Origin of the sequence: Paraburkholderia sp. Tr-20389, from assembly GCF_017104565.1 — a bacterium.
GTDB lineage: Bacteria > Pseudomonadota > Gammaproteobacteria > Burkholderiales > Burkholderiaceae > Paraburkholderia.
Genome location: NZ_JAAGPD010000002.1, coordinates 283,021 through 305,365 on the forward strand (window position 1 = coordinate 283,021; position 22,345 = coordinate 305,365).

The following is a 22,345-nucleotide window of genomic DNA, read 5'->3' on the forward strand; positions in this document are numbered from 1 at the left end:
AATGAAAAGGACGACGCCGCGAGGGCGTCGCCGGAAATCGGCACTGCGCCGCCAGGAGAAACCGGCGAGTGCCGTGCAGGTGAGGGGAATGTAGCAACGGGAAAGCGCGCCCAGGTTTAGCGCGCTTAGCAGATGTTTCCGCGTGTTACTGCTGCGAAGCGACGTGCGTGGTCTGTTGCGCCTGCTGTGCGTATGGCGCATCGGCAGCACGGGGCGTGTCGCCCGAATGCTCGATCCAGCCGCCGCCCAGGTACTGATACAGATCGACAAGATTGGTCAGGCGGTTCAACGATGCCGTAATCAGCGACTGCTGCGCCGAATACAGATCGGTCTGCGCGGTCAGCACGTTCAGGTAGCTGTCGACGCCATTGCGATAGCGCAGATCCGACAGGTCATAGCGACGCTGCTGCGACTCGACGTTCTCCTGCAACGCCTTGATCTGCCGGTCGTACGTGCCGCGCGCGGCGAGACCGTCGGAGACTTCACGGAACGCCGTCTGGATCGCCTTTTCGTACTGCGCGACGGCAACGTTCGTTTCGAGCTTCGCAAGATCGAGATTCGCGCGGTTCTCGCCGCCCTTGAAGATCGGCACCGAAATGGTCGGGCCGAAACTCCAGGCAAGCTGGCCCGGCTTGAACAGCGTGCCGAGACTCGCACTTGCCGTGCCGAAGTCGCCCGTCAGCGAGATGCTCGGGAAGAACGCCGCACGCGCCGCGCCGATGTTCGCGTTCGCGCCGATCAAGGTCGCTTCGGCTTCCATGATGTCGGGACGGCGCGTCAGCAGATCGGACGGCAAGCCCGCAGGAATGTCCGCGAGCAGTTGCTGGCTCGCGAGCGGCAAGCCTTGCGGCAAGTCGGCGGGCAACGGCGCGCCGACCAGCAGCACGAGCGCGTTCTCGGCCTGTGCGCGCGAACGCTGCTGGCTTTCGTAGCTCGCCTGCGCCTGCTGCATCGTGCCCGCCGCTTCGCGCAGATCGAGTTCGGAGCCGGTGCCCGTGTTGTACTGGAGCTTCGTCAGCTCATACGAGCGGCGTGCCGTGTCGTACGTGTTCTTCGTGCTCTGAAGCATTTCGTCATAGGCGACGAGTGTCAGGTATTGATCCGCGACCTGCGAAACCAGCAGGATTTCTTCGGCCTTGCGCGCTTGCGCCGTCGAGAAATAGGTTTGCAGCGCCTGTTGCGTGAGACTGCGCACCTTGCCGAAGAAGTCGAGTTCCCACGACGCGCTCGCCGCGACCTGATAGTCGCTGCTCACTGTCGCCCGTCCAACGTAGGACAGATCCTTCGGCGTACGGCTGCGCGTACCCGTGCCGTCGATGGAAACCGACGGCATCAGGTCCGCGCGCTGGATGCGGTATTGCGCACGCGCTTCTTCGACCTTCAACGCCGACACGCGCAGATCGCGGTTGTTCTGCAACGCGAGTTCGATCAGGCGTTGCAGGCGCGGATCGACGAAGAATTCGCGCCAGCCGATGTCGGTGGCGGCATGATCGTTGGCCGTGCGCGTGGCCGTGCCTTTCGCCGGCTGGTTATCGTAGACGCCGCCTTGCGGGTACGTCGCCGTGACGGGCGCGGCCGGCCGTTCGTAAGTCGGCGCGAGCGTGCAGCCGCTCGCGAAGAGCGCTGCGGCGAGCGCCGTCAGTATCGTTCTGTTCATTTGCTTTGTCCTCACTGAGCCGTTTCCTCTTCGACGTCCGGCTCCGTGCTGTTAGGTGTCGCGCCGTCGCGCGAGAATTTCGAGCGGATCACGACGTAGAACATCGGGATCATGAAAACGGCGAGGAACGTGGCCGTCAGCATCCCGCCGATCACGCCCGTGCCGATCGCATGCTGGCTCGACGAACCGGCGCCGTTGCTGATCGCGAGCGGCAGCACGCCGAGCACGAAGGCAAGCGACGTCATCAGGATCGGGCGCAGCCGCAGACGCGACGCTTCGAGCGCGGCCTGCACGGCCGTCATGCCTTCCTTGATCTGCAACTCGCGCGCAAACTCGACGATCAGAATCGCGTTCTTCGCGGACAAACCGACCGTGGTCAGCAAGCCGACCTGGAAGAACACGTCGTTTTCGAGCCCGCGCATCGTCACGGCGAGCAGCGCGCCGATCACGCCGAGCGGCACCACCAGAATCACCGCGAACGGAATCGACCAGCTTTCATACAGCGCGGCGAGACACAGGAACACGACGAGAATCGAAATGCCGTACAGAATCGGCGCTTGCGAGCCCGACTGGCGCTCCTGGAACGACAGGCCCGTCCATTCGTAGCCGATGCCTTGCGGCAGCTTCGTGGCCAGCGCTTCCATCGCGGACATTGCCTGGCCCGTACTCTTGCCCGCCGCGGCCTGGCCCTGAATTTCGACGGATGAGATGCCGTTGTAGCGTTCGAGCTTCGGCGAGCCGTAGATCCAGTGGCCCGACGCCACCGACGTCAGCGGCATCATGGTTCCCGAACTGCCGCGCACGTACCACTTGCTCATGTCTTCCGGCGTCATGCGGAACGGCGCGTCCCCTTGCAGATAGACCTTCTTGATCCGTCCATCGGTATCGAGGAAGTTGTTCACATACGCCGACGCCCATGCAATCGAGAACGTCTGGTCGATGTCCGACACCGTGACGCCGAGCGCCTGCGCCTTTTCGCGATCGATATCGATCTTGAACTGCGGCGTATCGGACAGTCCGTTCGGACGCACGAGCGCCAGCGACGGATCTTTCGCGGCCATGCCGAGCAATTGGTTGCGCGCCGCCATCAAGGCTTCGTGACCGAGCGACGCGTTGTCCGTCAATTCGAAATCGAAGCCCGATGCGGTGCCCAGTTCCGGAATGGACGGCGGATTCACGGCGAGCACGGTCGCGTCCTTGTACGACGCGTAGTGACCGTACACGCGGCCCACCAGCGCCTGCACCTTCTGGTTCGCATGCTGGCGCACCGAGTAGTCCTTCATCCGCACGAACGCGAGACCCGCGTTCTGGCCGCGGCCGGCGAAGCTGAAGCCGTTCACGGTGAAGACGGATTCGACGATGTCCTTCTCGTCGTTGAGCAGATAGTCGGTGACGTTCTTCAGCGTGCGCGCCGTGGTTTCCTGCGTCGAGCCGGGCGGCGTCTGCACCAGCACGAACATCGTGCCCTGATCTTCATCGGGCAGGAACGACTTAGGCAGACGCATGAACAGGAAGCCGACGGCGACAATCACGACGAGATACAGCACGAGCCAGCGTCCCGAGCGGCGGATCACATGTTGCACGCCGCTGTGATAGCGGTCGCGGCCGTTGTCGAACGTACGGTTGAACCAGCCGAAGAAGCCCGTCTTCGCGCCGTGATGCCCCTTCGGTATCGGCTTGAGAATCGTCGCGCACAACGCGGGCGTGAGAACCAGCGCGACCAGCACGGACAGCACCATCGCGGCGACGATCGTCAGCGAGAACTGTCGATAGATTGCACCGACCGACCCGCCCGAGAACGCCACGGGCACGAACACCGCCGACAGCACGAGTGCCACGCCGACCAGTGCGCCCGTGATCTGGCCCATTGCCTTGCGCGTCGCTTCCCTTGGCGACAAGCCTTCCTCCGACATCACGCGTTCGACGTTCTCCACGACCACGATCGCATCGTCCACCAGCAGACCGATCGCCAGCACGAGACCGAACATCGACAGCGTGTTGATCGAGAAGCCGGCCGCGCTCATGATCGCGAACGTGCCGAGCAGCACCACGGGCACCGCGATCGTCGGGATCAGCGTGGCGCGCAGGTTTTGCAGGAACAGGTACATCACGAGGAACACGAGGACGATGCCTTCGAGCAGCGTCTTCACCACTTCCTCGATCGACATCTTCACGAACGGCGTCGTGTCGTACGGATACTTCACGACCAGGCCGTGCGGGAAGTTCTTCGACAACTGATCGATCTTCGCGCGCACCAGCTTCGCCGTTTCGAGCGCGTTCGCGCCCGTCGCCAACTGGATCCCGAAGCCAGCCGTCGGCTGGCCGTTGTACTTGGTGTCGAAGTTGTAGTTTTCGCCGCCCAGGTCGATACGCGCCACATCCTTCACGCGCACCTGCGAGCCGTCCTGACTCACCTTCAGCAGCACGTTGCCGAACTGCTCGGGTGTTTGCAGCAGCGTCGCCTGTGTGATGGTTGCCTGCAGCACCTGGCCTGGCACCGAAGGCGTGCCGCCGAGCGAGCCCGCCGCGACCTGCACGTTCTGATTGGTCAACGCGGTTTCGACATCAACGGGTGTGAGGCTGTACTGGTTCAGCTTGTTCGCGTCGAGCCAGACGCGCATCGCGAACTGCGAGCCGAACAGCTGTACGGTGCCGACGCCGTTGACGCGGCTCACCGGGTCTTCCACGTGCGACGCGACATAGTTCGCGAGGTCGTAGCGGTCCATGCTGCCGTCCGTCGACACGAACGCCATCACCAGCAGGAAGCTGCTGCTCGACTTCGTGACCTTGGTGCCCTGCTGCTGCACGCTTTCGGGCAGCAGCGGCGTCGCGAGTTGCAGCTTGTTCTGCACCTGCACCTGCGCGATGTCCGGGTTCGTGCCCGCCGCGAAGGTCAGCGTGATGGTCGCGTTGCCGGAGTCATCGCTGCTCGACGACATGTAGAGCAGATGGTCGAGACCGCTCATCTGCTGTTCGATCACCTGGGTGACGGTGTTTTCAACGGTTTTCGCCGATGCGCCCGGATACGTCGCGCTGATCTGCACGGCAGGCGGCGCGATGGTCGGATACTGCGCGATGGGCAGGTTGAAGATGGAGGCGATGCCCGCGAGCATCAGGATGATTGCAATGACCCACGCAAAGATGGGCCGGTCGATAAAAGACTTTGCCATTGCGCGTCCTCGTTACTGCGCGTTCTGCGCGCCGGACGCGGGCGTTGCCGCCGTCTGCGTGGCCGTATCGGCGGCGGGCAGTTGTGCCGCGACTGTCTTTACGCTCATGCCGGGGCGCACCTTGTCGACACCTTGCACGATCACGCGGTCGCCCGTTTGCAGGCCGCTTTCGACAACCCAGTTCGCACCGTACGTGCCCGACGTCACCAGTTGCCGCATCGCTACCTTGCCGTCCGCGCCAACGACGAGCGCGGTCGGATCGCCCTTCTGGTCATGCGTGACGCCCTGTTGCGGCACCACGAACGCCTGTTCGTTGACACCCTCTTCGATCTTCGCGCGCACATACATGCCAGGCAGCAACACGCGCTGCGCGTTGCCGAACAGCGCGCGCACGGTGACGGAGCCCGTCGTCTGATCGACGGTCACGTCGGAGAATTCGAGCTTGCCCGTGCCGACGTACGGACGGCCGTCTTCGAGAATCAGCGTGACTTTCGCCGCGTTCGGGCCGCTCGTCTTGAGGCGCCCTTCCTGTGCGTCGCGGCGCAGCTTGAGGCCGACGAGGCTCGATTGCGTGAGGTCCACGTAGACGGGATCGAGTTGCTGCACGGTCGCGAGCAGCGTTGCCGCGCTCGACTGCACGTAGGCGCCTTCCGTCACCGACGACTTGCCGATGCGGCCCGAGATCGGCGAGGTCACGTCCGTATAGCCGACATTGATCTGTGCCGTGTCGACAGCGGCTTTGCCTGCCGCGACATCGGCGGCGGCCTGACCTTCGGATGCCACGGCGTTGTCGTAGTCCTGCTTGCTGATCGCGTTCGCTGCAACCAGCACCTTGTAGCGCTCGGCCTCGGCATGCGCGGAAACGAGCGTCGCCTGCGCCTTCGCAAGCGTTGCCTTCGCGCTGTTCAACGACGCGATATACGGCGCGGGATCGATCTTGTAGAGCGTCTGCCCCGCCTTCACTTCGCTGCCTTCTGTATAGAGGCGCTTCTGCACGATGCCGTCGACGCGCGCACGCACTTCGGCAACGAGATGCGCGCTCACGCGGCCCGGCAATTCGACGGTGACGGGCACAGCGGAGGGTTGGATGGTGACGACGCCGACCTCGGGCGTCTGTTGCGGCGGGGCCGCGTGCTTGTCGCCGCACGCGGCGAGCAGCGGCAGTACGGCGGAAATCGTAGCCGTGGCCGCGAGCATTCGAAAGTTACGGTTCTTTAATAGCGCAGGCATCGTACAACCTTGTATGTATTGAACGGGGCCGGCGCGCAACGAGCGTTGATCCAACGCGCACCGACACGATAAGTGCGTGAAGATAGGCTTTGTTCGCCTTTCGCGGGTTACAGCCACCAGGCTGCCGTAAGACTTGTTAATCCAACGCTGTAGCGTGGCGACTACGATGGCCGCGTGATTCAGGAGAGGCACCCGTCATGGGACGAACGAAGCAACAGGCGCTCGACACGCGGGCGAAGATCATCGAAGCCGCCGAGCGCGTGTTCTTCGTGCGCGGCTTTGCGCGCGCGTCATTGGAAGACATCGCATCGGAAGCGGGCGTCACGCGCGGCGCTGTTTACGGGCACTTCAGGAACAAGGAGGCCTTGTTTCAGTCGATCTACGAGAACGCGGACATGCCGCTGGACCCATTTGTCGTGCAAGCATGCGAAGAGGACGCGGACCCGTTGCAGCATCTGCATGCGCAACTGCGCCAGCGGTTGCGCGACGCGCTGCACATGCGGCGCGCGCGGCGCCTGTACAGCATCGCGCTGACGAAGTGCGAGGTCACGGCGGAGACGGCGGCGTTTTATGAGCGCGTGTCGATGGCGGCCTTGCGCGCCGAAGCGCAGATCGACGCGGCGTTACGCGCCGCGTCCGAACGCGGACAGTTGCCGCCCAACGTCGACACGCGTGCCGCCGCCGGTTTCATTCATGCGGCGCTGACGGGCTTTCTGCACAAGCGGCTGTTGATGTCCGCCGAATCGCGCGTCGATGTGGAGGCCGATCAGACGCTTGCATCGGCGATGAGATGCGTCGGCGCACAACCCTCGTTCGAACCGGCACGCGTCTGACCCCGGCAAACCTCGCAGAAGGTCATTACAAGGCCGCTGCAAATCGCTAAGACTTCGTAAGACTCGCTAAGTCCCCAGAACCGGGGCCGCACCGCGTTGCGCTATAGTCATACGCAGATCCGATACCCGGCGGCAAGGGCGCTGCCCGTCCCAAGCGGCAAAGCCCGGCGCAGCCTGCTCACATCATGCCCGACACGCCCCTTCAGGTACTGCTCGTCGACGACGACGCCGACCTGCGCGACCTGCTTCGCAATTTCTTCCAGCAACGCGGCATCGACTTCTCGGTGCTGCACGACGCCACGCATCTCGCGCGGCGGCTCGAACGCGAGCGTCCGTCGATCATCGTGCTCGATCTGATGATGCCAGGCGTCGACGGCCTCACGGCGCTCAAGCAGTTGCGCGGAAGCGGCGACACGATTCCCGTGATCATGCTGACGGCGCGCGCCGACGGCGTCGATCGCGTGATCGGCCTCGAACTCGGCGCGGACGATTACCTCGGCAAGCCGTTCATGCCGCAGGAATTGCTCGCGCGCATTCACGCCGTGCTGCGCCGTCATGCGCTGCATCCCGAAGCGCCGCCCGTCGAGCATCGCGAGGCGCTCGTGTTTGGGCGCTTCCGGCTTGACTTCGCATCGCGCACGCTCTTTCGCGACAACGAGCCCATCAAGCTGACGGGCAGCGAATACGCGCTGCTCGAAGTGTTCGCACAGCATCCGATGGAAACGCTGTCCCGCACGCGCATCGTCGATCTGTTGCATGGTCCCGATTCCGAAGTGACGGAGCGCGGCATCGACGTGCCCGTATGGCGTCTGCGGCGGCTGCTCGAAGACGATCCCGCCGCGCCGCGCCGTATCCAGACGATGCGCGGCATCGGCTACATGTTCGTGCCGGGCGAAACCGGCGATGGCGACGTAAGCAGTGAAGGCGGCCAGGGCGGCGACGACGCATCGTAATGAAAAATCCGTTCAATACGCTTTTCGGCCGTCTCGCGACGATGACGGTCGGCCTGATCGTGGCCGTGCACGTGACGTCGCTGTTCGCCGTCGACCGCGAGCGCGGCCAGATCGACGCGGAACATGCGCGCCGCGACGTGATGCTCGCCGTGCAGGCGAAGCACGATGGTGAAGCGAGCGCGCGACACGTCGCGCAGACGCTCGGCATCGAATACATCGCCGATGCCGACGTGCTCAGTTCCGGCTGTCCGCCGCCGTGCAAAGGCACGGATGCGCCATTCGAACGTGACCTGCTGCCGCGCCTTCCGCCTGGCAGCCGCGTCGTGTTCGATCCGGGCACGGGATCGCTGTGGATACGCTACGGAAGCGAGCCGTACTGGCTGTACATCCGCAACGCCAATCTGCCGGGCATGCGTTTTCTCGGTTCGTCGCTGGTGATGCTGGTGCTCGCCGTGTGCGCGGCGCTGTTCGCCGCATGGCGGTTCCAGCGCCCCTTGCACCGGCTCGCGGATGCGGCGCGCGAATTCAGGATCGGACGGCGCGTGCCGCCCGTGACGGAAAGCGGTCCCGCTGAGATGCGCTCGCTGATCGGCGACTTCAACGAGATGATGAGCGAACTCGGTAAAGCCGAGCAGGAACGCGCGGTGATGCTCGCGGGTGTCGCACACGATTTGCGCGCGCCGATCACGCGCATGCAGGTGCGCGCGGACCTGCTGCCCGATGCGGCCAATCGCAGCGGCTTTCTGCGCGACGCGGAATCGCTGTCGCGCATCGTGACGCAGTTTCTCGACTATGCGCGCGACACGGCCGATCCGTCGCCGCAAGCGAATGTCGATGCGCATTGCCGGCGTCACTACGGCGACGGACTCGACGACGAAGCGCTCGTGCGATTGCATCTGAATGCGGGCGACGGCTTCAATCTGCCGCTCGTGGATCTCGACCGGATTCTGTCGAACCTGATCGAAAACGCGATGAACTACGGCGAGCCGCCCGTCGAGATTTCGACGTCCGCGCATAACGGCGTCTACACGCTCACCGTGCGCGATCACGGTGTGGGCATTCCGCAGGATCAGCTCGAACGTGCGCTGCAGCCGTTCACGCGGCTCGATCCGGCGCGCGGCGGCGATGCGCATTGCGGCCTGGGCCTCGCGATCGTGCGACGGCTCACGCGCTATAACGGCGGCCAGTTCGTATGCGACAACGCGCCTGAGGGCGGGTTTCGCGTGACGCTGACGTTTCGCCGCGAGATCTAGCGGCACGTTCTCTCTATGTGGTTTCGATGCCGCCCGTCGTGGGCGGCATCCGTCGTTCATCAACGATGCGGCGCGAGCAGGATGCTCGAGATCACGCCCGTGGCGATCGCGGCCAGCACGAAGTCGCCATTGACCTGCACCCACTGATAACCCGACGGCGGCGGTTGAAGGTCGTGCGCGTGCCAGTCGTCGACAACGTACTGCGGACCGCGATAGTCGGGCGGCAAGCGGTCGCCGCGATGCCAGTCGCGATGCGGCACGGGACGATGCGGCGCGCCGGGGCCTTGCGGACCATCGTGGCCGTCCGGACCATCGGGACCGCCGCGTTGATCGGCAACAGGATGACGGCCCGGACCGCCATCGTCGCCGGGGGCATATTGCGCGAATGCCTGGGTCTGGGCCACGACACACGAAACAGCAAGCAACAACACAGGTACAGCTTTTTTCATCGAACACTCCCCAAACAAGGTGAGAGTGTTTTCCGGCGCAACGATTCAAACGGGGGCCTTACGGGGGCTTACGGGTGGATTGCCTCTCCTCATTCTTGTCTAATTCCCCACCTCTACGATGCACCTCATTCGCTGACGCATCGTCAGCCACATCCTGGAACACATTCGTCTGAAGGAGGTCATCATGCCGCTCGCAGCCATCATTCAAGGCACGCCAATCTGGGTCTGGGTGCTGCTCGTCTTTCTGCTCTCGCGCGGATTCAAGGCCATGAACAGCGGCACCGCGCCGCTTTCGAAGCTCGCCATCGTGCCGCTCGTCTTCACGGCGTGGGGCGTCCTGCATCTGATCACCGACCCGTTGGCGGGTTGGTCGTCCGTGATCGTCTGGGTGATTTGCGCGCTGGCTGGCATCGCGGGCGGTGTGTTCATCGCGAGCCGGACGCGCTTCATCGTCGATCCGATTGCGAACACCGTCATGCTGCCCGGCTCCATGGTGCCGCTGGTGCTGATCGTCATCACGTTCGCGGCCAAATTCTGGCTCGGCGTCGAACTGGCGACCGCGACGAGTCTGTCATCGCTCGGTGTGTACGTGTTGCTGAGCGCGGCGGTGTCGGGCGTCGTCGCAGGTGTGTTCGGTGGGCGCTTCCTCACGTACTGGAAAGCGATGAACGCACGCCGCGTCGTTCAGGCGTGCTCGCAAGGCGCGTAAGCGCCGGCTGTGAAGTGGGGTGCCGCGCATCCGGCGGGCACGCCCGTTGCGACCCGCGACTCTGAGGAAAATGCCGCCAGACTTGTTACTCCCGGCGTTTCCTTTTCCGGTCCAAACTGTCTCTCGACACACAACAGGCGATAGCGCCGCGCCTCATCCACGAGGCGCGGCAGCCTGTTCAAATCAGGAGGTCGCACGAGCCATGTCCACATCAGACCAGAACGGAAAGAACAGCGAACAGCCGGCGATGCACACGCCGCCCGTGGTATCGCAGCAGGATTGGGAAGCCGCGCGTCAGCAGTTGCTCGTCAAGGAAAAGGCCCACACCCGCGCGCGCGATGCGCTGGCCGCCGAGCGCCGCCGCATGCCGTGGATGGCCGTCGACAAAACCTATGTGTTCGAAGCGCCCACTGGCAAGCTCAGCCTGCTCGACCTGTTCAACGGCAGGCGTCAGCTGATCGTCTATCGCGCGTTCTACGAGCCGGGCGTGTATGGCTGGCCGGAGCATGCGTGCCGGGGCTGCTCGATCGTGGCCGACCAGGTTGCCCATCTCGCGCATCTCAACGCACGCGATACGACGCTCGTTTTCGTCTCGCGCGCACCGCAGCCCGACATCGCTCGATTGAAGGCGCACATGGGCTGGCAAATTCCGTGGTTCACGATCACGGACAGCTTCGACGCCGATTTCGGCGTCGGCGAATGGCACGGCACGAACGTGTTCTATCGCGACGGCGAACGCGTGTTCCGCACGTACTTCATCAACAATCGCGGCGATGAGCAGATGGGCGGCACGTGGAACTATCTCGACATCACACCGCTCGGCCGGCAAGAGGTCTGGGAAGATTCGCCCGAGGGCTATCCGCAGACGCCGACTTACAAGTGGTGGAACTGGCACGACAGCTATGTCGACGACGCGCCGCCTGACCGGAAGTGGGTGGAGGTATCCGATGCGGGCGAGGCCGCGTTCAGGAACAAACAAAACACCTGACGACAGCTATGCCAGAAGACCGGCGCAACAAAGCCGCAGCGCATGTGCGCTGCGGCTCGCCACGCAAATCACACAGCCCGATTCAAACTCGAAAACGACTCACCGCGTTCGACGAGTTCCACCAGCAACGGCGACGGCTTCCAGAACAAAGGATCCTGCTTTTCGAATTCGCGGATATCCGCGAGCAATGCAGGCAGACCGACCGTATCGGCGTAATGCATCGGACCGCCGCGCCAGGCCGGAAAACCGAAGCCGTTCATCAACGTCACGTCGATATCGAGTGGCCGCAGCGCGATGCGTTCGTGAATCACGTTCGCGCCTTCGTTGATCATCGCGGCCATGTAGCGGCGCACAATCTGCTCGTCCGTGAACGCGTGCGGCGTGACGCCCGCACGCTCGCGCTCCGCGTCGATGATCGCATCGACTTCGGGATCGGGCTTACCGGCACGCTGACCGTCTTCATACCGGTAAAAGCCGCGTGCCGTCTTCTGGCCGAACCAGCCGCGCTCGCATAGACGATCGGGAATCTGCACGTAGCGCGCGTTGGGATCGCGCGTCGCCGCACGGCGTTTGCGCGTCGCCCATCCGATGTCGCCGCCCGCGAGATCGATCACCTGATACGGTCCCATCGGAAAGCCCAGCTCGCGCACGGCCTTGTCGATCTGATACGGCGACGCGCCGTCTTCCATCAGATGATCGGCCGCCGCGCGGTACACCGCGAGCATCCGGTTGCCGATGAAACCGTCGCACACGCCTGCGCGCACGGGCACTTTGCGCAGCTTCTTCGCGAGATCGAAGGCAGTCGCGACGACGTCGGCGCTCACGCGCGCGGGCACGACGACTTCCAGCAGCTTCATGATGTGCGCCGGCGAGAAGAAGTGCAGGCCGATCACGTCCTGCGGCCGCGCGATGCCGGCCGCGATCGCGTCGATGTCGAGATACGACGTGTTGGTCGCGAGCACGGCGCCCGGCTTGCACACGCGGTCGAGTTCCGCGAACACGGCCTGTTTGACCGCCATGTCTTCGAACACGGCTTCGATCACGACGTCGGCATCGGCGAGCGCATCGTACGACGTGCTGCCCGCGAATCGCGCGAGCTTCTTCGCCTTGGCATCCTCAGTGAGACGTCTCTTCGCGATCAGGCCGTCATAGACTTTTTCGACATGCGCTCGGCCGCGCGCGAGCGATGCGTCGTCGCGCTCGATCATCGTCACGGGCAAGCCGGCATCGAGCAGCGCGACGGCGATGCCCGCGCCCATTGTGCCGCCGCCCACCACGCCGGCGGACGCGATCGGCCTCGGCTGCGCACTGCGCGTTTCAGGTGCTTTCTGCGCTTCCCTTTCCGCCTGAAACGCGTGGACGAGCGCCGCGCGCTGCGGGCTGTCGAGGCATTCGAGAAACCGCGCGCGCTCGACGCGCAGACCTTCTTCGAACGGCAGCGTCAGCGCCGCTTCGACGCAATCGACGATCTTCAGCGGCGACAGCAGGCCGCGCGATTTCTTCGCGGTATCGGCGCGCGCAGCGGCAATCGCGGCCGTGCCCGCGTCCTTGTCGGCGAGCGCTTGCGCGTCGCGCGTGCGCCGCACGCTCGCATGCTCGACCAGCAATTGCTGCGCGTACGCGAGTCCTTCTGCGAGCACGTCGTCGCTCTGCCCGATACGATCGACGAGGCCCATCTTCAGCGCGCCCTGCTCGCCGATATGCTTGCCGCTCAGCATCAGCGACAACGCCGCCTCGGCGCCGATCAGACGCGGCGTCCGCTGCGTGCCGCCCGCGCCCGGCAACAGACCGAGCAGCACTTCGGGCAGGCCGAGTTTCGCGCCCGCCACCGCGAGCCGGTAGTGGGCCGCCAGCGCGATTTCGAGTCCGCCGCCCAGCGCGGCGCCATGAATCGCGACGATGACGGGCTTGCTGCACGCCTCGATGCGGTTGCACACGTCGGGCAGCGTCGGCATTTGCGGCGGCTTGCCGAACTCGCGGATATCCGCACCCGCAATGAAATTGCGTCCGGCCCCGACGATCAACACGGCCCGCGCCGCCGCATTCGCTTCGGCGGCTTCGATCGCCGCGACGAGGCCGCGCCGGACCTCGACGCCCAGCGCGTTGACGGGCGGGTTGTCGACGGTGACGAGCAGGAGGTTGCCGCGCAATTCGTGGAAAACGGGCGCGGCGGCTGGGGTCGATGTCATGTGCAGTGTCTCCTCGTGCAGCAGATGAGCGGAATCGCCGATGATTGTCCTGGCGATAAACTCAATTGACAATCGCAGCATCCATTGACAGAGTGTCAAGGAATCTTTGACAGTAGCCCCGCCTTGGACGTCAACGCCCTCACGCTGCTGGTCGAGATCATCGATGCCGGCAACCTCAGCGAGGCTGCGCGGCGGCTCAAGATGACTCGCGCCAACGTCAGCTATCACCTCAATCAGTTCGAAAAATCGCTCGGCCTGCAACTGGTCCGGCGCACGACCCGTCGCGTCGAGCCGACCGAGATCGGGCTGAAACTCTACGAACACGGCCGCGCGATCCGCAATTCGCTGCTGGCCGCGCAGGAATCCGTCTCGACGCTCGGAGAAAGCCTGCAAGGCCGCGTGCGTCTGTCGGTGCCGAGCGGGTATGGGCAACTGGTGATGTCGGCGTGGCTGATCGCGTTCAAGCGCGACTATCCGGGCATCGTGCTCGACGTGATGTTCGAAAACCGTGTGGAAGATCTGCTGCGCGACGAAGTGGACATTGCCGTGCGCGTGATGTCGGAGCCGCCGCAAAACCTCGTCGCGCGTGACATGGGGCCGGTGCGATGGGTCGCGTGTGCGTCGTCGGCTTATGCGGCGCAGCACGGCATGCCTGCCGATCTCGACGCACTGCGCACCACGCCGCTCATCACGTCTGCGGTAGTCGGCAGGCAACTGCGCCTTGCCGCCTATCTGCGCGACGAACGGCACGAAGTGCTGCTCGAACCGGGCGTGATCTCCGAGAATTTTCTGTTCTTGCGCGAGGCGATTCTCGCAGGACTAGGTGTCGGACTCGTACCCGACTACGTGGTGCACGACGACATCAGGCGCGGCGACGTCGTCACCGCGCTGGACCCGTGGCGGCTCAGCATTTTCGGCACGAACATGTACATGCTGTATATGCCGAACCGTCACCACACGCGCGCGACGGCGCGTTTCATCGAATTCATGCTCGACGAGGCGCGCAAGGCAGGACGCGGCGTGCCGTCGAGCGCGAGCGCCGCGCGCTAGACCTTCGCCGCAGCCTTGACGCGTTTCTTCACATCGCTCACGGGCTTCTCCAGCTTTTCGGGCGTCGCCACGACAGCGCCCACGCGCTTGAAGTAAGGCGAGCTCAGCGTCGCCGCACCCATGTCCGATGCCGCGCTCAGCAACGAGGGCGCCAACTCCTTCAAACGCGATTCGGGCAGCCGGCTGGTCGGCCCGGCAAGACTGACGATGCCAACCACTTCGTTCGTCACAGGGTTTCGCACGGGCGCGGCAATCGACGTCATGCCCGCTTCGTAAGTCTCGATCGCCACGCCGTAACCGCGTTGACGCGCGCCGTTCAGGTCCTTGAGGAACTGCTGGATCGTCTTGGGCGCGCGCGGCGCGCTCTGCGACTTCGCGGCGAGCCCGCCCTGCTTCGACACGAGTTCGATCGCGCGTTCGTCCGATAGCGTCGACAGCCACGCCTGTCCGCTCGCCGTGCAATGCAGCGGCGGCTGGCTGCCCATGTCCGGGTCGTAGCGCAAGCCGGACTTCGCTCCCTGCGCCTTGCCGACGAACGTCAGATGATCGTCCTCGACGACGCCCAGCCGCGCCAGTTCGCCCGATGTTTCGGCGAGCCGGTCGAGCACCGGCTGCGAAATGTCGAACACGCCGCTCGTCGACAGATAGATCAGCGCGAGCGACACCAGCTTGAGCGCCAGCATGTATTCGCCGTGGTCTTCGTCCTGGCGCACGAAGCCTTCCTCGATCAGCATCGACAGCAGCCGATGCGTGCCGCTGCGCGGAATGTTGAGCGTGTCGGCGATGGCCGCGAGCGGCATGCGGCCGCCATTCTTCGCCAGCAGTTCGAGCACTGCCAGCGCCCGCTCCAGATTGCCTGCCATGTGGGTAGTCCCGTTCAATCAGTCATACGCAAATGAGAACACGATTCCACACTGGAATTCAAGCGGATTCGCGTTCCCCGCCGCATGACAGGCAATCGCGACAACTGCCATGGACGTTCAGATCGTCGCGTAAGCCTGTTCGACGACAGCCAGCGTCGCTTCGCGCAAGCGGCGCGCGCGTTCCACTGCGGGCGTCGTCTTTGCCCATTGCTCGGTCGGCACTTCGATGCTGATGGGCAGATGATCCGGCAACGCGCGCAAGATGCCGGCTAGATCGATCCCGCCCTCGCCCGGAATCATCCGCTCGCAGCGTGCCTGGAAGAGCAGCGTGTCGAGATCCGTCGGACGCTCGGCGGGTGCATCGCAGAACTGCACGTAACCGAACCATTCGCGCGGCAGAGCGCGCAATTCATCCAGCGACGAAGCCGCGCGATCGAAGTGCAGCGGATCGATGATCAGCCCCGTATTGCGCTTGCCGCTTGCCTTCACGACGCGCGCGCCTTGCGTGATGTTCTTCACTTCCGTCCACGGCATCGGTTCTACCGAAGGCGAAAGTCCGAGCGGCGCCGCCAGATCGCAGAGCTTGCCGAGATTGTCGACGGTGCGCGCTTTGTCGGGATCGTTGCCCGCCACGAGCACGTAGCGCGCACCGAGTTCGGCTGCCGTTTCGAGCATCGGCTTGTACGACGCGACGTCCGTATCCGGCTTGAGCCGCAGGATCTCGACATCGAGCACGCGCATGCCCGTGCCTTTGAGCACCGCGAGCGTTTCGCGCTTGAGCGGCGTATCGCCGACGATCTCGTGCCGCACTTCATGATCCGTGGCTGGCAGCAGGCGCAGGCCGACGAAGTCGTAGCCCGCGTCGGCCGCGCACTGAACCATCTGCGGCGGGGCGAGTTCGAGTGCCGTCAGTGCCGACAGCGACAACGCCCGCGAATGAGCTTGGGTCATGATGTCTCCTGTTTTCGTTTCGCGTTTCATTCAGGCCGTTCAGCGCAGCGGCGAGAACGGCGCGGGCATGTAGATGGTCGACTCCATCGTCGTCAGATGCGCGGGGCCGCCCTTCGGCGGCCAGATGCCGTCTTTCACGGCTTCCGCGCGAATGCGCGAACGCTCGTCGACGCTCGCATACGGCCAGATGTTCAGAAAGCGCGGCACGGTGCCGTCGAGCGAATACATCGCGCCGATCAGCGGCGAGCGCTTCGTGCGTTCGGGCACGGCCTTTTCCCACGCGTCGATCGTGTGCTGAAGACTCGCGAGCTTCGTGCCGTACACGCGCATTTCATAGATGCCGCCATGCACGGCCGGTTCGATGGGCGGCAGAAACGGAAAGAGCGCATAGCTTTCCACCTTCACGTCGTCGACGAATTCGCCGCAGCCGAACGGATTGCCTTCCAGCAACAGACGCTTGCGCTCGTTCACCAGCGCGGCTTCCGATTCGAAGCCGCGCAGCACCATCACCTTGCCGAGCGCGCCGATGTCCGAATACCAGCAGCCGAGCAGCATCGCGCCCGCCTGATTGCCGTTTGCCTTGATGCTTTCGAAAACCTGCGCGTTCGTGCCGATTTTCACCGTCAGCGTGACTGTGTCATACAGAGTCATTGCAATGTCCCTTTGATGTGAATGGAAGAGCAGGCGCGCGTCTCGTCATGCGCCGCGCCGGCAAGAGAAAGTCCCGCGAGATAGCCGAAAGTCATTGCCGGTCCGAGCGTGATGCCGCCGCTCGGATAGCAGCCGCCCATCATGCTCGCGGCGTCGTTGCCGACCGCGTAGAGACCGGGAATCGCACGCTCGTTGCGGTCGAGCACGCGTGCGTTTGCATCGGTGGCGAGTCCTGAGAATGTGCCGAGGCTTCCGGGCAGCAGCTTCACCGCGTAGAACGGACCCGTTTCGATGGCCGCGAGGCACGGATTGGGTGTATGTTCGGCATCGCCCTGCACGCGGTTGTACGGTGTCGAGCCTTTGTGAAACTGCGGATCGAAGCCCTCTTTCGCGTAGGTGTTGCAGGTCGACACGGTGTTCGACAATCCTTGGGGATCGATGCCGCACGCCGCCGCGAGTTCAGCAAGCGTCGCGCCGCGCTTCAGATAGCCGGAGCGGAGATACGGCGCCAACGGAAACGGAAACGGCTTCGAAAAACCGAGCCCGTAACGCCGCTGAAAACGCTGATCGCAGATCAGCCATGCGCACACTTCCTCGCCCCCGGGCGTGGTGCCGAGCAGAGCCGAAATGAAGTCGTGATACGACGACGCTTCATTGACGAAGCGCTGCCCGGCGCGCGTAACGGCAATCACGCCCGGCTTCGCGCGCTCGATCAGATGAGGAAACGCCACGTCGGGCGCGCCGCCGCGCTGCGGCACGAGCGACACGGGCGCCCATGCCGCGGGCGCATCAAGCGTGCCGTCGAACGCGCCGCCGATCGACTCGCCCAGGCGGATGCCGTCGCCCGTGTTGCTGCGCGGCGCCGCCGACCAGTGCTCGCGCCCCGAAGGCGTATAGGCGAACTCGCGCGCGCGCCGTTCGACATCGTGTGGAAAGCCGCCGCACGCGAGCACGACGCCGCGCGCCGCGCGTACTTCATGCACGACACCCTCTATTTCGACGCGCGCACCTGTGACGCGCGAATCGTCGCGCAGAAGGCCAATCGCTTTGGCGTGCGTGCGCAAATCCACCTTGCGATCGGCCGCCGACTTCAGCAGCCGCGCAACGAGCGCGTTGCCGTTGACGAGATGCATCGAGCGTCCATAGCGCAACTTCTGCCACGCGAACGCCGCCAGCCTGCGCGTTACGTACAGCGCCGATTTCAGCGAGCGCGTCGCGCGATAGAAATGGGCGAGATCCTGTCCTGATGCCAGTGCCATGCCCTTCAGCGTCATCACGCCAAGCGGCTCGCGCAGCTTGTGGATCAATGCGCCGAGTTCGCGTCCGTCGAACGGCATCGCGCACACGGAGCGGCCGCCCGTTCCGGCGCCCGGCGTGGTGTGGAAATCCGGAATGCGATTGCCGTCGATGAAACGCATCGCCGTGTTGCGCTCGAAGAATTCGATCATTTCCGGCCCGCGTTCGAGCAGCGCGTCGGCCTTTGCCGCATCGAATTGCGTGCCAAGTTCGTTCTTCAGATAGGTGCGGGGCGTGTCGACGTCTTCGCGAATGCCTGCTGCCGTGGCGAGCGGATTACGCGGAATCCACATCCAGCCGCCCGACCACGCGGTCGTGCCGCCGAACACGCTCTCCTTCTCCGCGACGATCACCCGCAAACCCTGCGCCGCCGCCGTGACGGCAGCCGACAGGCCGCCTGCGCCGGAACCCAGCACCAACACGTCGCATTCGAGAATCGGTTCACGTTTCATCTTCGGTTCTGCTTGATCAGAGGATTTCATCCAACTATGGAACTAACTTTCTTTCTGGAATACTATTCCACAAAACGCGATCTTGCAAAGATTTTATGACGATGAGGAGAAAGGACATGCGGGTACTGGTAACAGGTGGCAGCGGCTTTCTGGGCGCGTGGATCATGCGGCGCCTGCTTGCGCGGGGCATCGATTGCGTCGCGTTCGATCTGCACGCGAAGCCGCAACTGCTGCAGGCGCTCGCGCCGGAACACGCTGCAGGCGTGCAGTGGCGCACGGGCGACATCGCACGAGCCGACGATGTGACACGCGCACTGCACGGCTGCGACGCCGTGATTCATCTCGCGGGCATCCTCACGCCGGACTGCGCGGCCAACCCCGTGCGCGGCGCGCAGATCAACCTGATCGGCACGCTGAACATCTTCGATGCGGCGCGCGCAGCGGGCCTCAAACGCGTGCTGTACGCCAGCAGCGCAGGCGTATTCGGCCCCGACGACGGCGCGACGCCGCATCCGCAAACGCACTACGGCGCGTTCAAGCTCGCGTGCGAAGGCTCGGCGCGCGCGTACTGGAACGATCATCGCATCGCGAGCGTCGGCTTTCGCCCGCTCGTCGTGTATGGCGCGGGCCGCGAAACGGGTTCGAGTGCGGCGCCGAGCCTCGCCTGCCGCGCTGCCGCGCGCGGCGAGCGCTACACGATGCCGTTCACGGGTTCGACGGGCTTCGTGTTCGCCGACGACGTCGCCGCCGCGTATGAAGCCGCGTTGCTGCGCGACATCGAGGGCGCGCACGCCTTCACGCTGGCGGGCGACATCGCGTCCGTCGCGAGCGTGATCGACCGGATTGCGACGCTGGTGCCCGACGCGCGGATCGACGCAGCAGGCGCACCGTTGCCCATCGCGACAGAATTTCCCCACGATCCAGCACTCGACCACCTGCTGCCCGGTCTGCCGCGCACCTCGCTCGATGACGGGCTGCGGCAGACCATTGCGTTCTATCGTCACGCGCTGCAGACGTCGCTGCAGACGCAATAGAACGCCGTCAACGCGCGGGCGCCACGGGCCCGCGCGCCGCCACGGCCCGATGCACGGCAAGCGTCGCGGCGAGCGTGCGCGCGGCGTCATCGGCGGAACATAGCGGCGCTTCCTCACGTGCGATCACGGCGGCGAAGTGGCGCAACTGCTCGTGATACGGGTCGGCGCTATGCGGTGTGCTGCGCTCGACCGTCAGCGGCTCGTGCCAGCCCTTGCGCGCACGGTACTCCCACACGTCGAGTTGCGGCAGCGTCAGCGACGCGTCCGTGCCGATCAGGAAATGCGTGTTCACCTGCTGACGCGGATAATGCGCCGCTTCGCCCGCTGCGAGATCCCAGTTCCACGGCGAGGTCGCGCAGTCGGAGACGGCGAGCGTGCCGAGCGCGCCGCTGGCGAAGCGAAACAGCACAGCGGCCGTGTCCTCGACGTCGAACCCGCGCACCGCGTTCGACGTGAGCGCCTGTACTTCGACGATATCGCCGAGCAGGAAACGCATGATGTCGATGTCGTGGATCAGGTTGATCAGCACCGGCCCGCCGCCCGCGCGCCGCCGCCATTCGACGTCGAAGTACGCATCCGGCTTGTAGAACGTCGCCAGCGCATTCGCCGTGACGGGCGTGCCGAGACGGCCCGATTGAACGATCTCCCGCGCGCGCCGCAGGATCGGATTGTGTCGGCGGTGATGGCCGACCAGTAGCGGCACGCCCGCCTCGTCTGCCGCGCGTGCCAGCCGCAGCGCTTCGTCGACGTCGTCGGCGATCGGCTTTTCGATCAACGCGGGCACGCCGCGCGCAATGCACGCGAGCCCGACATCGACGTGCGTCGCATTCGGTGTCGCGACAATCGCGCCTTCCGGCCGCACGTCCTCCAGCATCGCCTCGTAGCCTTCGAACCAGCGCAGTCCCTCTTGCCGCGCAAACTCGCTCGCAGCAGGCGACGGATCCGCAATCGCCACCACCTCCGCCTGCGGATGCAGCCGCGCCCGCTCCACATGCATGCGTCCGATCGCGCCCGCGCCGATTACCGCCAGACGTCTCCTTGCCATCGTCTCTTCTCCTTGATTGAACAGTCGTTCGCGCGTACCAGGTGAATACCCGGATACTCTGAAATCCGCTTTAATTGTTGAATGCTATTCCAATTCGAACTAGAGTTCACCAAAAGTTTTCAATGCGCGACGATTCACGACGCCGCGCATTCCACGGATACGAACAGGAGCGGAGAGACAGATGAGCGACAAGCACAAGCAAGCGGATGCAGTTCTCAACCACGGCACGCCTGCCGCCGACGAAGGCAGCAGCGGCGGCACGCGCATGACGCGCCGCGACTGGCTCGCGACGGCGGGCAAGACGCTCGCGAGCGGCGCGGCGGTGCTCGCCGCGCCCGCGATCGTGCGCGCGCAGGGCGAGCAGCCGCTCAAGCTCGGCCTGCTGATGGCCAAGCAGGGTGTGTGGACGGAACAGGGCGAAGTGATCGCGAACGGCGTGAAGATGGCGCTCGACGACGCGAACAACCAGGCGCGCGGACGACGCGTCGATCTCGTCTGGTACGACGAACCGAATCCGCAGTCGGCGCAGCAAAACATGCAGAAGCTCGTCGAGCAGGACAAGGTGATTGCCGTGATCGGCGGCACGAACAGCGGCACGTCGCTGGCGATGTCGTCCGTCGCGAACCGCACGAAGACGCCGTATATCGCACCCAATGCGGCCGCGCGCGAACTGACGGGCGGCAGCTGCAATCCGTACACGTTCCGCGTGCTGAGCCCGACGCCCGTCACGTGCCGCGCGCTCGCGCCGTCGCTGCTCGCGATCGGCAAGAAGTGGCATTTTCTCGTCGCGAACTATGCGTATGGACAGGACATCCAGCGTTCGATGTCCGATCTGTTGAAGCAGTCGGGCGGCACGATCACGGGCGCTGACGTGACGCCGCTCAACACCACCGACTTCAGCTCGTTCATCCTCAAGATCCGCCAGTCGAAGCCCGACGTGGTGCTGCTCGGCCTGCCCGGCGGCGATCTGTCGACCTTCCTCAAGCAGTACGCGGAAATGGGCATGAAGGACAAGATTCCCGTCGCGTGCCCGATCATCGGCGACTCGGACTTGTGGTCGATCAGCGTCGACGCGGCAACGGGCTATTACGGCAAGCCGTGGCACTTCAGCTCGCCGGGCCATTCGCCCGAAGAAGTCGCGTTCATCAAGAAGTACACGGCGAAATACGGCAAGCCGCCCGCCGACAAGGCGTGGATCGGCTGGTTCACGACGCGCGCGCTGCTCGCGGGTGTCAACCAGGCGAAGAGCACGTCGGGACCGGACATCGTGCAAAGCCTGGAGACGGTGCAGTTCGGCGACAGCAGCGGGCCCGCGTACTTCCGTCCGTGGGATCACCAGATGCTGCGGCGCTGGACCGTGTTCAAGGTCAAGGATCACATCACCGACAAATGGGACTGGCTCAACCAGGTGTCGGCCGTGCCGCAGAACCCTTCGGAACTCGACAAGCTGTACGGCACGCGCCAGGAAATCGGCTGCACGATGGCCGCGCGCTGACCTGCGCTCTGCGGTTTCCAGCGAAATCGCGAGTTGAACTCACGACGCCGTTGCATCAAACGCGGTGCAACGGCCGT

General features: G+C 64.6%; 18 protein-coding genes. 8 read left to right on the top strand and 10 right to left on the bottom strand.

Annotation, left to right across the window (positions count from 1 at the left end):
- Window positions 1–145 precede the first annotated feature (145 nt).
- The 3 genes from G3N95_RS05595 to G3N95_RS05605 are packed head-to-tail and all read right to left on the bottom strand — an operon-like array spanning window position 146 to window position 6,024.
- Window positions 146–1,657, bottom strand: a complete 1,512-nt coding sequence (locus G3N95_RS05595) for an efflux transporter outer membrane subunit (RefSeq protein ID WP_205968988.1) — start codon at window positions 1,655–1,657, stop codon at window positions 146–148.
- Between the two features lie 11 nt (window positions 1,658–1,668).
- Complete coding sequence (locus G3N95_RS05600; RefSeq protein ID WP_205968989.1) at window positions 1,669–4,827, bottom strand: efflux RND transporter permease subunit; 3,159 nt, start codon at window positions 4,825–4,827, stop codon at window positions 1,669–1,671.
- Between the two features lie 12 nt (window positions 4,828–4,839).
- A complete protein-coding gene (locus G3N95_RS05605; protein ID WP_205969061.1) occupies window positions 4,840–6,024 on the bottom strand; it encodes an efflux RND transporter periplasmic adaptor subunit in 1,185 nt (394 codons plus the stop codon).
- Window positions 6,025–6,254: 230 nt separating this feature from the next.
- Between G3N95_RS05605 and G3N95_RS05610 the strand changes: the two genes are divergently transcribed.
- The 3 genes from G3N95_RS05610 to G3N95_RS05620 all read left to right on the top strand — a co-directional run bounded on the left by G3N95_RS05610 (window position 6,255) and on the right by G3N95_RS05620 (window position 9,096).
- Window positions 6,255–6,890 (top strand): TetR family transcriptional regulator, encoded by a 636-nt coding sequence (locus G3N95_RS05610; protein WP_205968990.1) that lies wholly within the window; start codon window positions 6,255–6,257, stop codon window positions 6,888–6,890.
- Window positions 6,891–7,075: 185 nt separating this feature from the next.
- Complete coding sequence (locus tag G3N95_RS05615; protein WP_205968991.1) at window positions 7,076–7,843, top strand: response regulator; 768 nt, start codon at window positions 7,076–7,078, stop codon at window positions 7,841–7,843.
- A complete protein-coding gene (locus G3N95_RS05620) occupies window positions 7,843–9,096 on the top strand; it encodes an ATP-binding protein (protein ID WP_205968992.1) in 1,254 nt (417 codons plus the stop codon). Before G3N95_RS05615 ends, G3N95_RS05620 begins: the two co-directional genes overlap by 1 nt.
- Window positions 9,097–9,155: 59 nt before the next feature.
- Here G3N95_RS05620 and G3N95_RS05625 read toward each other — a convergent pair whose 3' ends face one another.
- Window positions 9,156–9,545, bottom strand: a complete 390-nt coding sequence (locus tag G3N95_RS05625; RefSeq protein WP_205968993.1) for an RcnB family protein — start codon at window positions 9,543–9,545, stop codon at window positions 9,156–9,158.
- Window positions 9,546–9,729: 184 nt separating this feature from the next.
- On the opposite strand from G3N95_RS05625, the gene G3N95_RS05630 reads away from it, so the two are divergent.
- The gene (locus G3N95_RS05630) at window positions 9,730–10,254 is read left to right on the top strand and encodes a DUF6622 family protein (protein ID WP_205968994.1); all 525 of its coding nucleotides are present in this window, start codon (window positions 9,730–9,732) and stop codon (window positions 10,252–10,254) included.
- 202 nt (window positions 10,255–10,456) lie between these two features.
- Window positions 10,457–11,242 carry a DUF899 domain-containing protein gene (locus G3N95_RS05635; protein WP_205968995.1) on the top strand — a complete coding sequence of 262 codons (786 nt, stop codon included), beginning with the start codon at window positions 10,457–10,459 and terminating at the stop codon, window positions 11,240–11,242.
- A 68-nt stretch (window positions 11,243–11,310) separates the two neighbouring features.
- Here G3N95_RS05635 and G3N95_RS05640 read toward each other — a convergent pair whose 3' ends face one another.
- A complete protein-coding gene (locus G3N95_RS05640; protein WP_205968996.1) occupies window positions 11,311–13,431 on the bottom strand; it encodes a 3-hydroxyacyl-CoA dehydrogenase NAD-binding domain-containing protein in 2,121 nt (706 codons plus the stop codon).
- 123 nt (window positions 13,432–13,554) lie between these two features.
- On the opposite strand from G3N95_RS05640, the gene G3N95_RS05645 reads away from it, so the two are divergent.
- Window positions 13,555–14,481 (top strand): LysR family transcriptional regulator, encoded by a 927-nt coding sequence (locus G3N95_RS05645; RefSeq protein ID WP_205968997.1) that lies wholly within the window; start codon window positions 13,555–13,557, stop codon window positions 14,479–14,481.
- Here the strand turns inward: G3N95_RS05645 and G3N95_RS05650 are convergent.
- The 4 genes from G3N95_RS05650 to G3N95_RS05665 form a co-directional block, all read right to left on the bottom strand.
- Window positions 14,478–15,344 carry an IclR family transcriptional regulator gene (locus G3N95_RS05650; RefSeq protein ID WP_205968998.1) on the bottom strand — a complete coding sequence of 289 codons (867 nt, stop codon included), beginning with the start codon at window positions 15,342–15,344 and terminating at the stop codon, window positions 14,478–14,480. The two genes, G3N95_RS05645 and G3N95_RS05650, sit on opposite strands and share 4 nt — an antisense overlap.
- A 117-nt stretch (window positions 15,345–15,461) precedes the next feature.
- Window positions 15,462–16,295: a TIM barrel protein gene (locus G3N95_RS05655; RefSeq protein ID WP_205968999.1), complete on the bottom strand. Its 834-nt coding sequence runs from the start codon at window positions 16,293–16,295 to the stop codon at window positions 15,462–15,464.
- A gap of 39 nt (window positions 16,296–16,334) precedes the next feature.
- The gene (locus G3N95_RS05660; RefSeq protein ID WP_205969000.1) at window positions 16,335–16,946 is read right to left on the bottom strand and encodes an NIPSNAP family protein; all 612 of its coding nucleotides are present in this window, start codon (window positions 16,944–16,946) and stop codon (window positions 16,335–16,337) included.
- Complete coding sequence (locus G3N95_RS05665) at window positions 16,943–18,694, bottom strand: FAD-dependent oxidoreductase (RefSeq protein WP_205969001.1); 1,752 nt, start codon at window positions 18,692–18,694, stop codon at window positions 16,943–16,945. Before G3N95_RS05665 ends, G3N95_RS05660 begins: the two co-directional genes overlap by 4 nt.
- Window positions 18,695–18,810: 116 nt before the next feature.
- On the opposite strand from G3N95_RS05665, the gene G3N95_RS05670 reads away from it, so the two are divergent.
- Entirely contained in the window at window positions 18,811–19,728 is a 918-nt protein-coding gene (locus G3N95_RS05670) for an NAD(P)-dependent oxidoreductase (protein WP_205969002.1), read from the top strand.
- Window positions 19,729–19,735: 7 nt separating this feature from the next.
- Here G3N95_RS05670 and G3N95_RS05675 read toward each other — a convergent pair whose 3' ends face one another.
- On the bottom strand, window positions 19,736–20,773 hold the full coding sequence (locus G3N95_RS05675; RefSeq protein ID WP_205969003.1) for a Gfo/Idh/MocA family oxidoreductase: 1,038 nt from the start codon (window positions 20,771–20,773) through the stop codon (window positions 19,736–19,738).
- Between the two features lie 181 nt (window positions 20,774–20,954).
- Between G3N95_RS05675 and G3N95_RS05680 the strand changes: the two genes are divergently transcribed.
- The gene (locus G3N95_RS05680; RefSeq protein WP_205969004.1) at window positions 20,955–22,268 is read left to right on the top strand and encodes an ABC transporter substrate-binding protein; all 1,314 of its coding nucleotides are present in this window, start codon (window positions 20,955–20,957) and stop codon (window positions 22,266–22,268) included.
- The last annotated feature ends 77 nt before the right edge of the window (window positions 22,269–22,345 follow it).

Bases quoted from the DNA above. Each gene is read 5' to 3' on its own strand.
- G3N95_RS05595 (WP_205968988.1), bottom strand. From the start codon at position 1,657: ATGAACAGAACGATACTGACGGCGCTCGCCGCAGCGCTCTTCGCGAGC.
- G3N95_RS05600 (WP_205968989.1), bottom strand. From the start codon at position 4,827: ATGGCAAAGTCTTTTATCGACCGGCCCATCTTTGCGTGGGTCATTGCA.
- G3N95_RS05605 (WP_205969061.1), bottom strand. From the start codon at position 6,024: ATGCTCGCGGCCACGGCTACGATTTCCGCCGTACTGCCGCTGCTCGCC.
- G3N95_RS05610 (WP_205968990.1), top strand. From the start codon at position 6,255: ATGGGACGAACGAAGCAACAGGCGCTCGACACGCGGGCGAAGATCATC.
- G3N95_RS05615 (WP_205968991.1), top strand. From the start codon at position 7,076: ATGCCCGACACGCCCCTTCAGGTACTGCTCGTCGACGACGACGCCGAC.
- G3N95_RS05620 (WP_205968992.1), top strand. From the start codon at position 7,843: ATGAAAAATCCGTTCAATACGCTTTTCGGCCGTCTCGCGACGATGACG.
- G3N95_RS05625 (WP_205968993.1), bottom strand. From the start codon at position 9,545: ATGAAAAAAGCTGTACCTGTGTTGTTGCTTGCTGTTTCGTGTGTCGTG.
- G3N95_RS05630 (WP_205968994.1), top strand. From the start codon at position 9,730: ATGCCGCTCGCAGCCATCATTCAAGGCACGCCAATCTGGGTCTGGGTG.
- G3N95_RS05635 (WP_205968995.1), top strand. From the start codon at position 10,457: ATGTCCACATCAGACCAGAACGGAAAGAACAGCGAACAGCCGGCGATG.
- G3N95_RS05640 (WP_205968996.1), bottom strand. From the start codon at position 13,431: ATGACATCGACCCCAGCCGCCGCGCCCGTTTTCCACGAATTGCGCGGC.
- G3N95_RS05650 (WP_205968998.1), bottom strand. From the start codon at position 15,344: ATGGCAGGCAATCTGGAGCGGGCGCTGGCAGTGCTCGAACTGCTGGCG.
- G3N95_RS05655 (WP_205968999.1), bottom strand. From the start codon at position 16,295: ATGACCCAAGCTCATTCGCGGGCGTTGTCGCTGTCGGCACTGACGGCA.
- G3N95_RS05660 (WP_205969000.1), bottom strand. From the start codon at position 16,946: ATGACTCTGTATGACACAGTCACGCTGACGGTGAAAATCGGCACGAAC.
- G3N95_RS05665 (WP_205969001.1), bottom strand. From the start codon at position 18,694: ATGAAACGTGAACCGATTCTCGAATGCGACGTGTTGGTGCTGGGTTCC.
- G3N95_RS05670 (WP_205969002.1), top strand. From the start codon at position 18,811: ATGCGGGTACTGGTAACAGGTGGCAGCGGCTTTCTGGGCGCGTGGATC.
- G3N95_RS05675 (WP_205969003.1), bottom strand. From the start codon at position 20,773: ATGGCAAGGAGACGTCTGGCGGTAATCGGCGCGGGCGCGATCGGACGC.
- G3N95_RS05680 (WP_205969004.1), top strand. From the start codon at position 20,955: ATGAGCGACAAGCACAAGCAAGCGGATGCAGTTCTCAACCACGGCACG.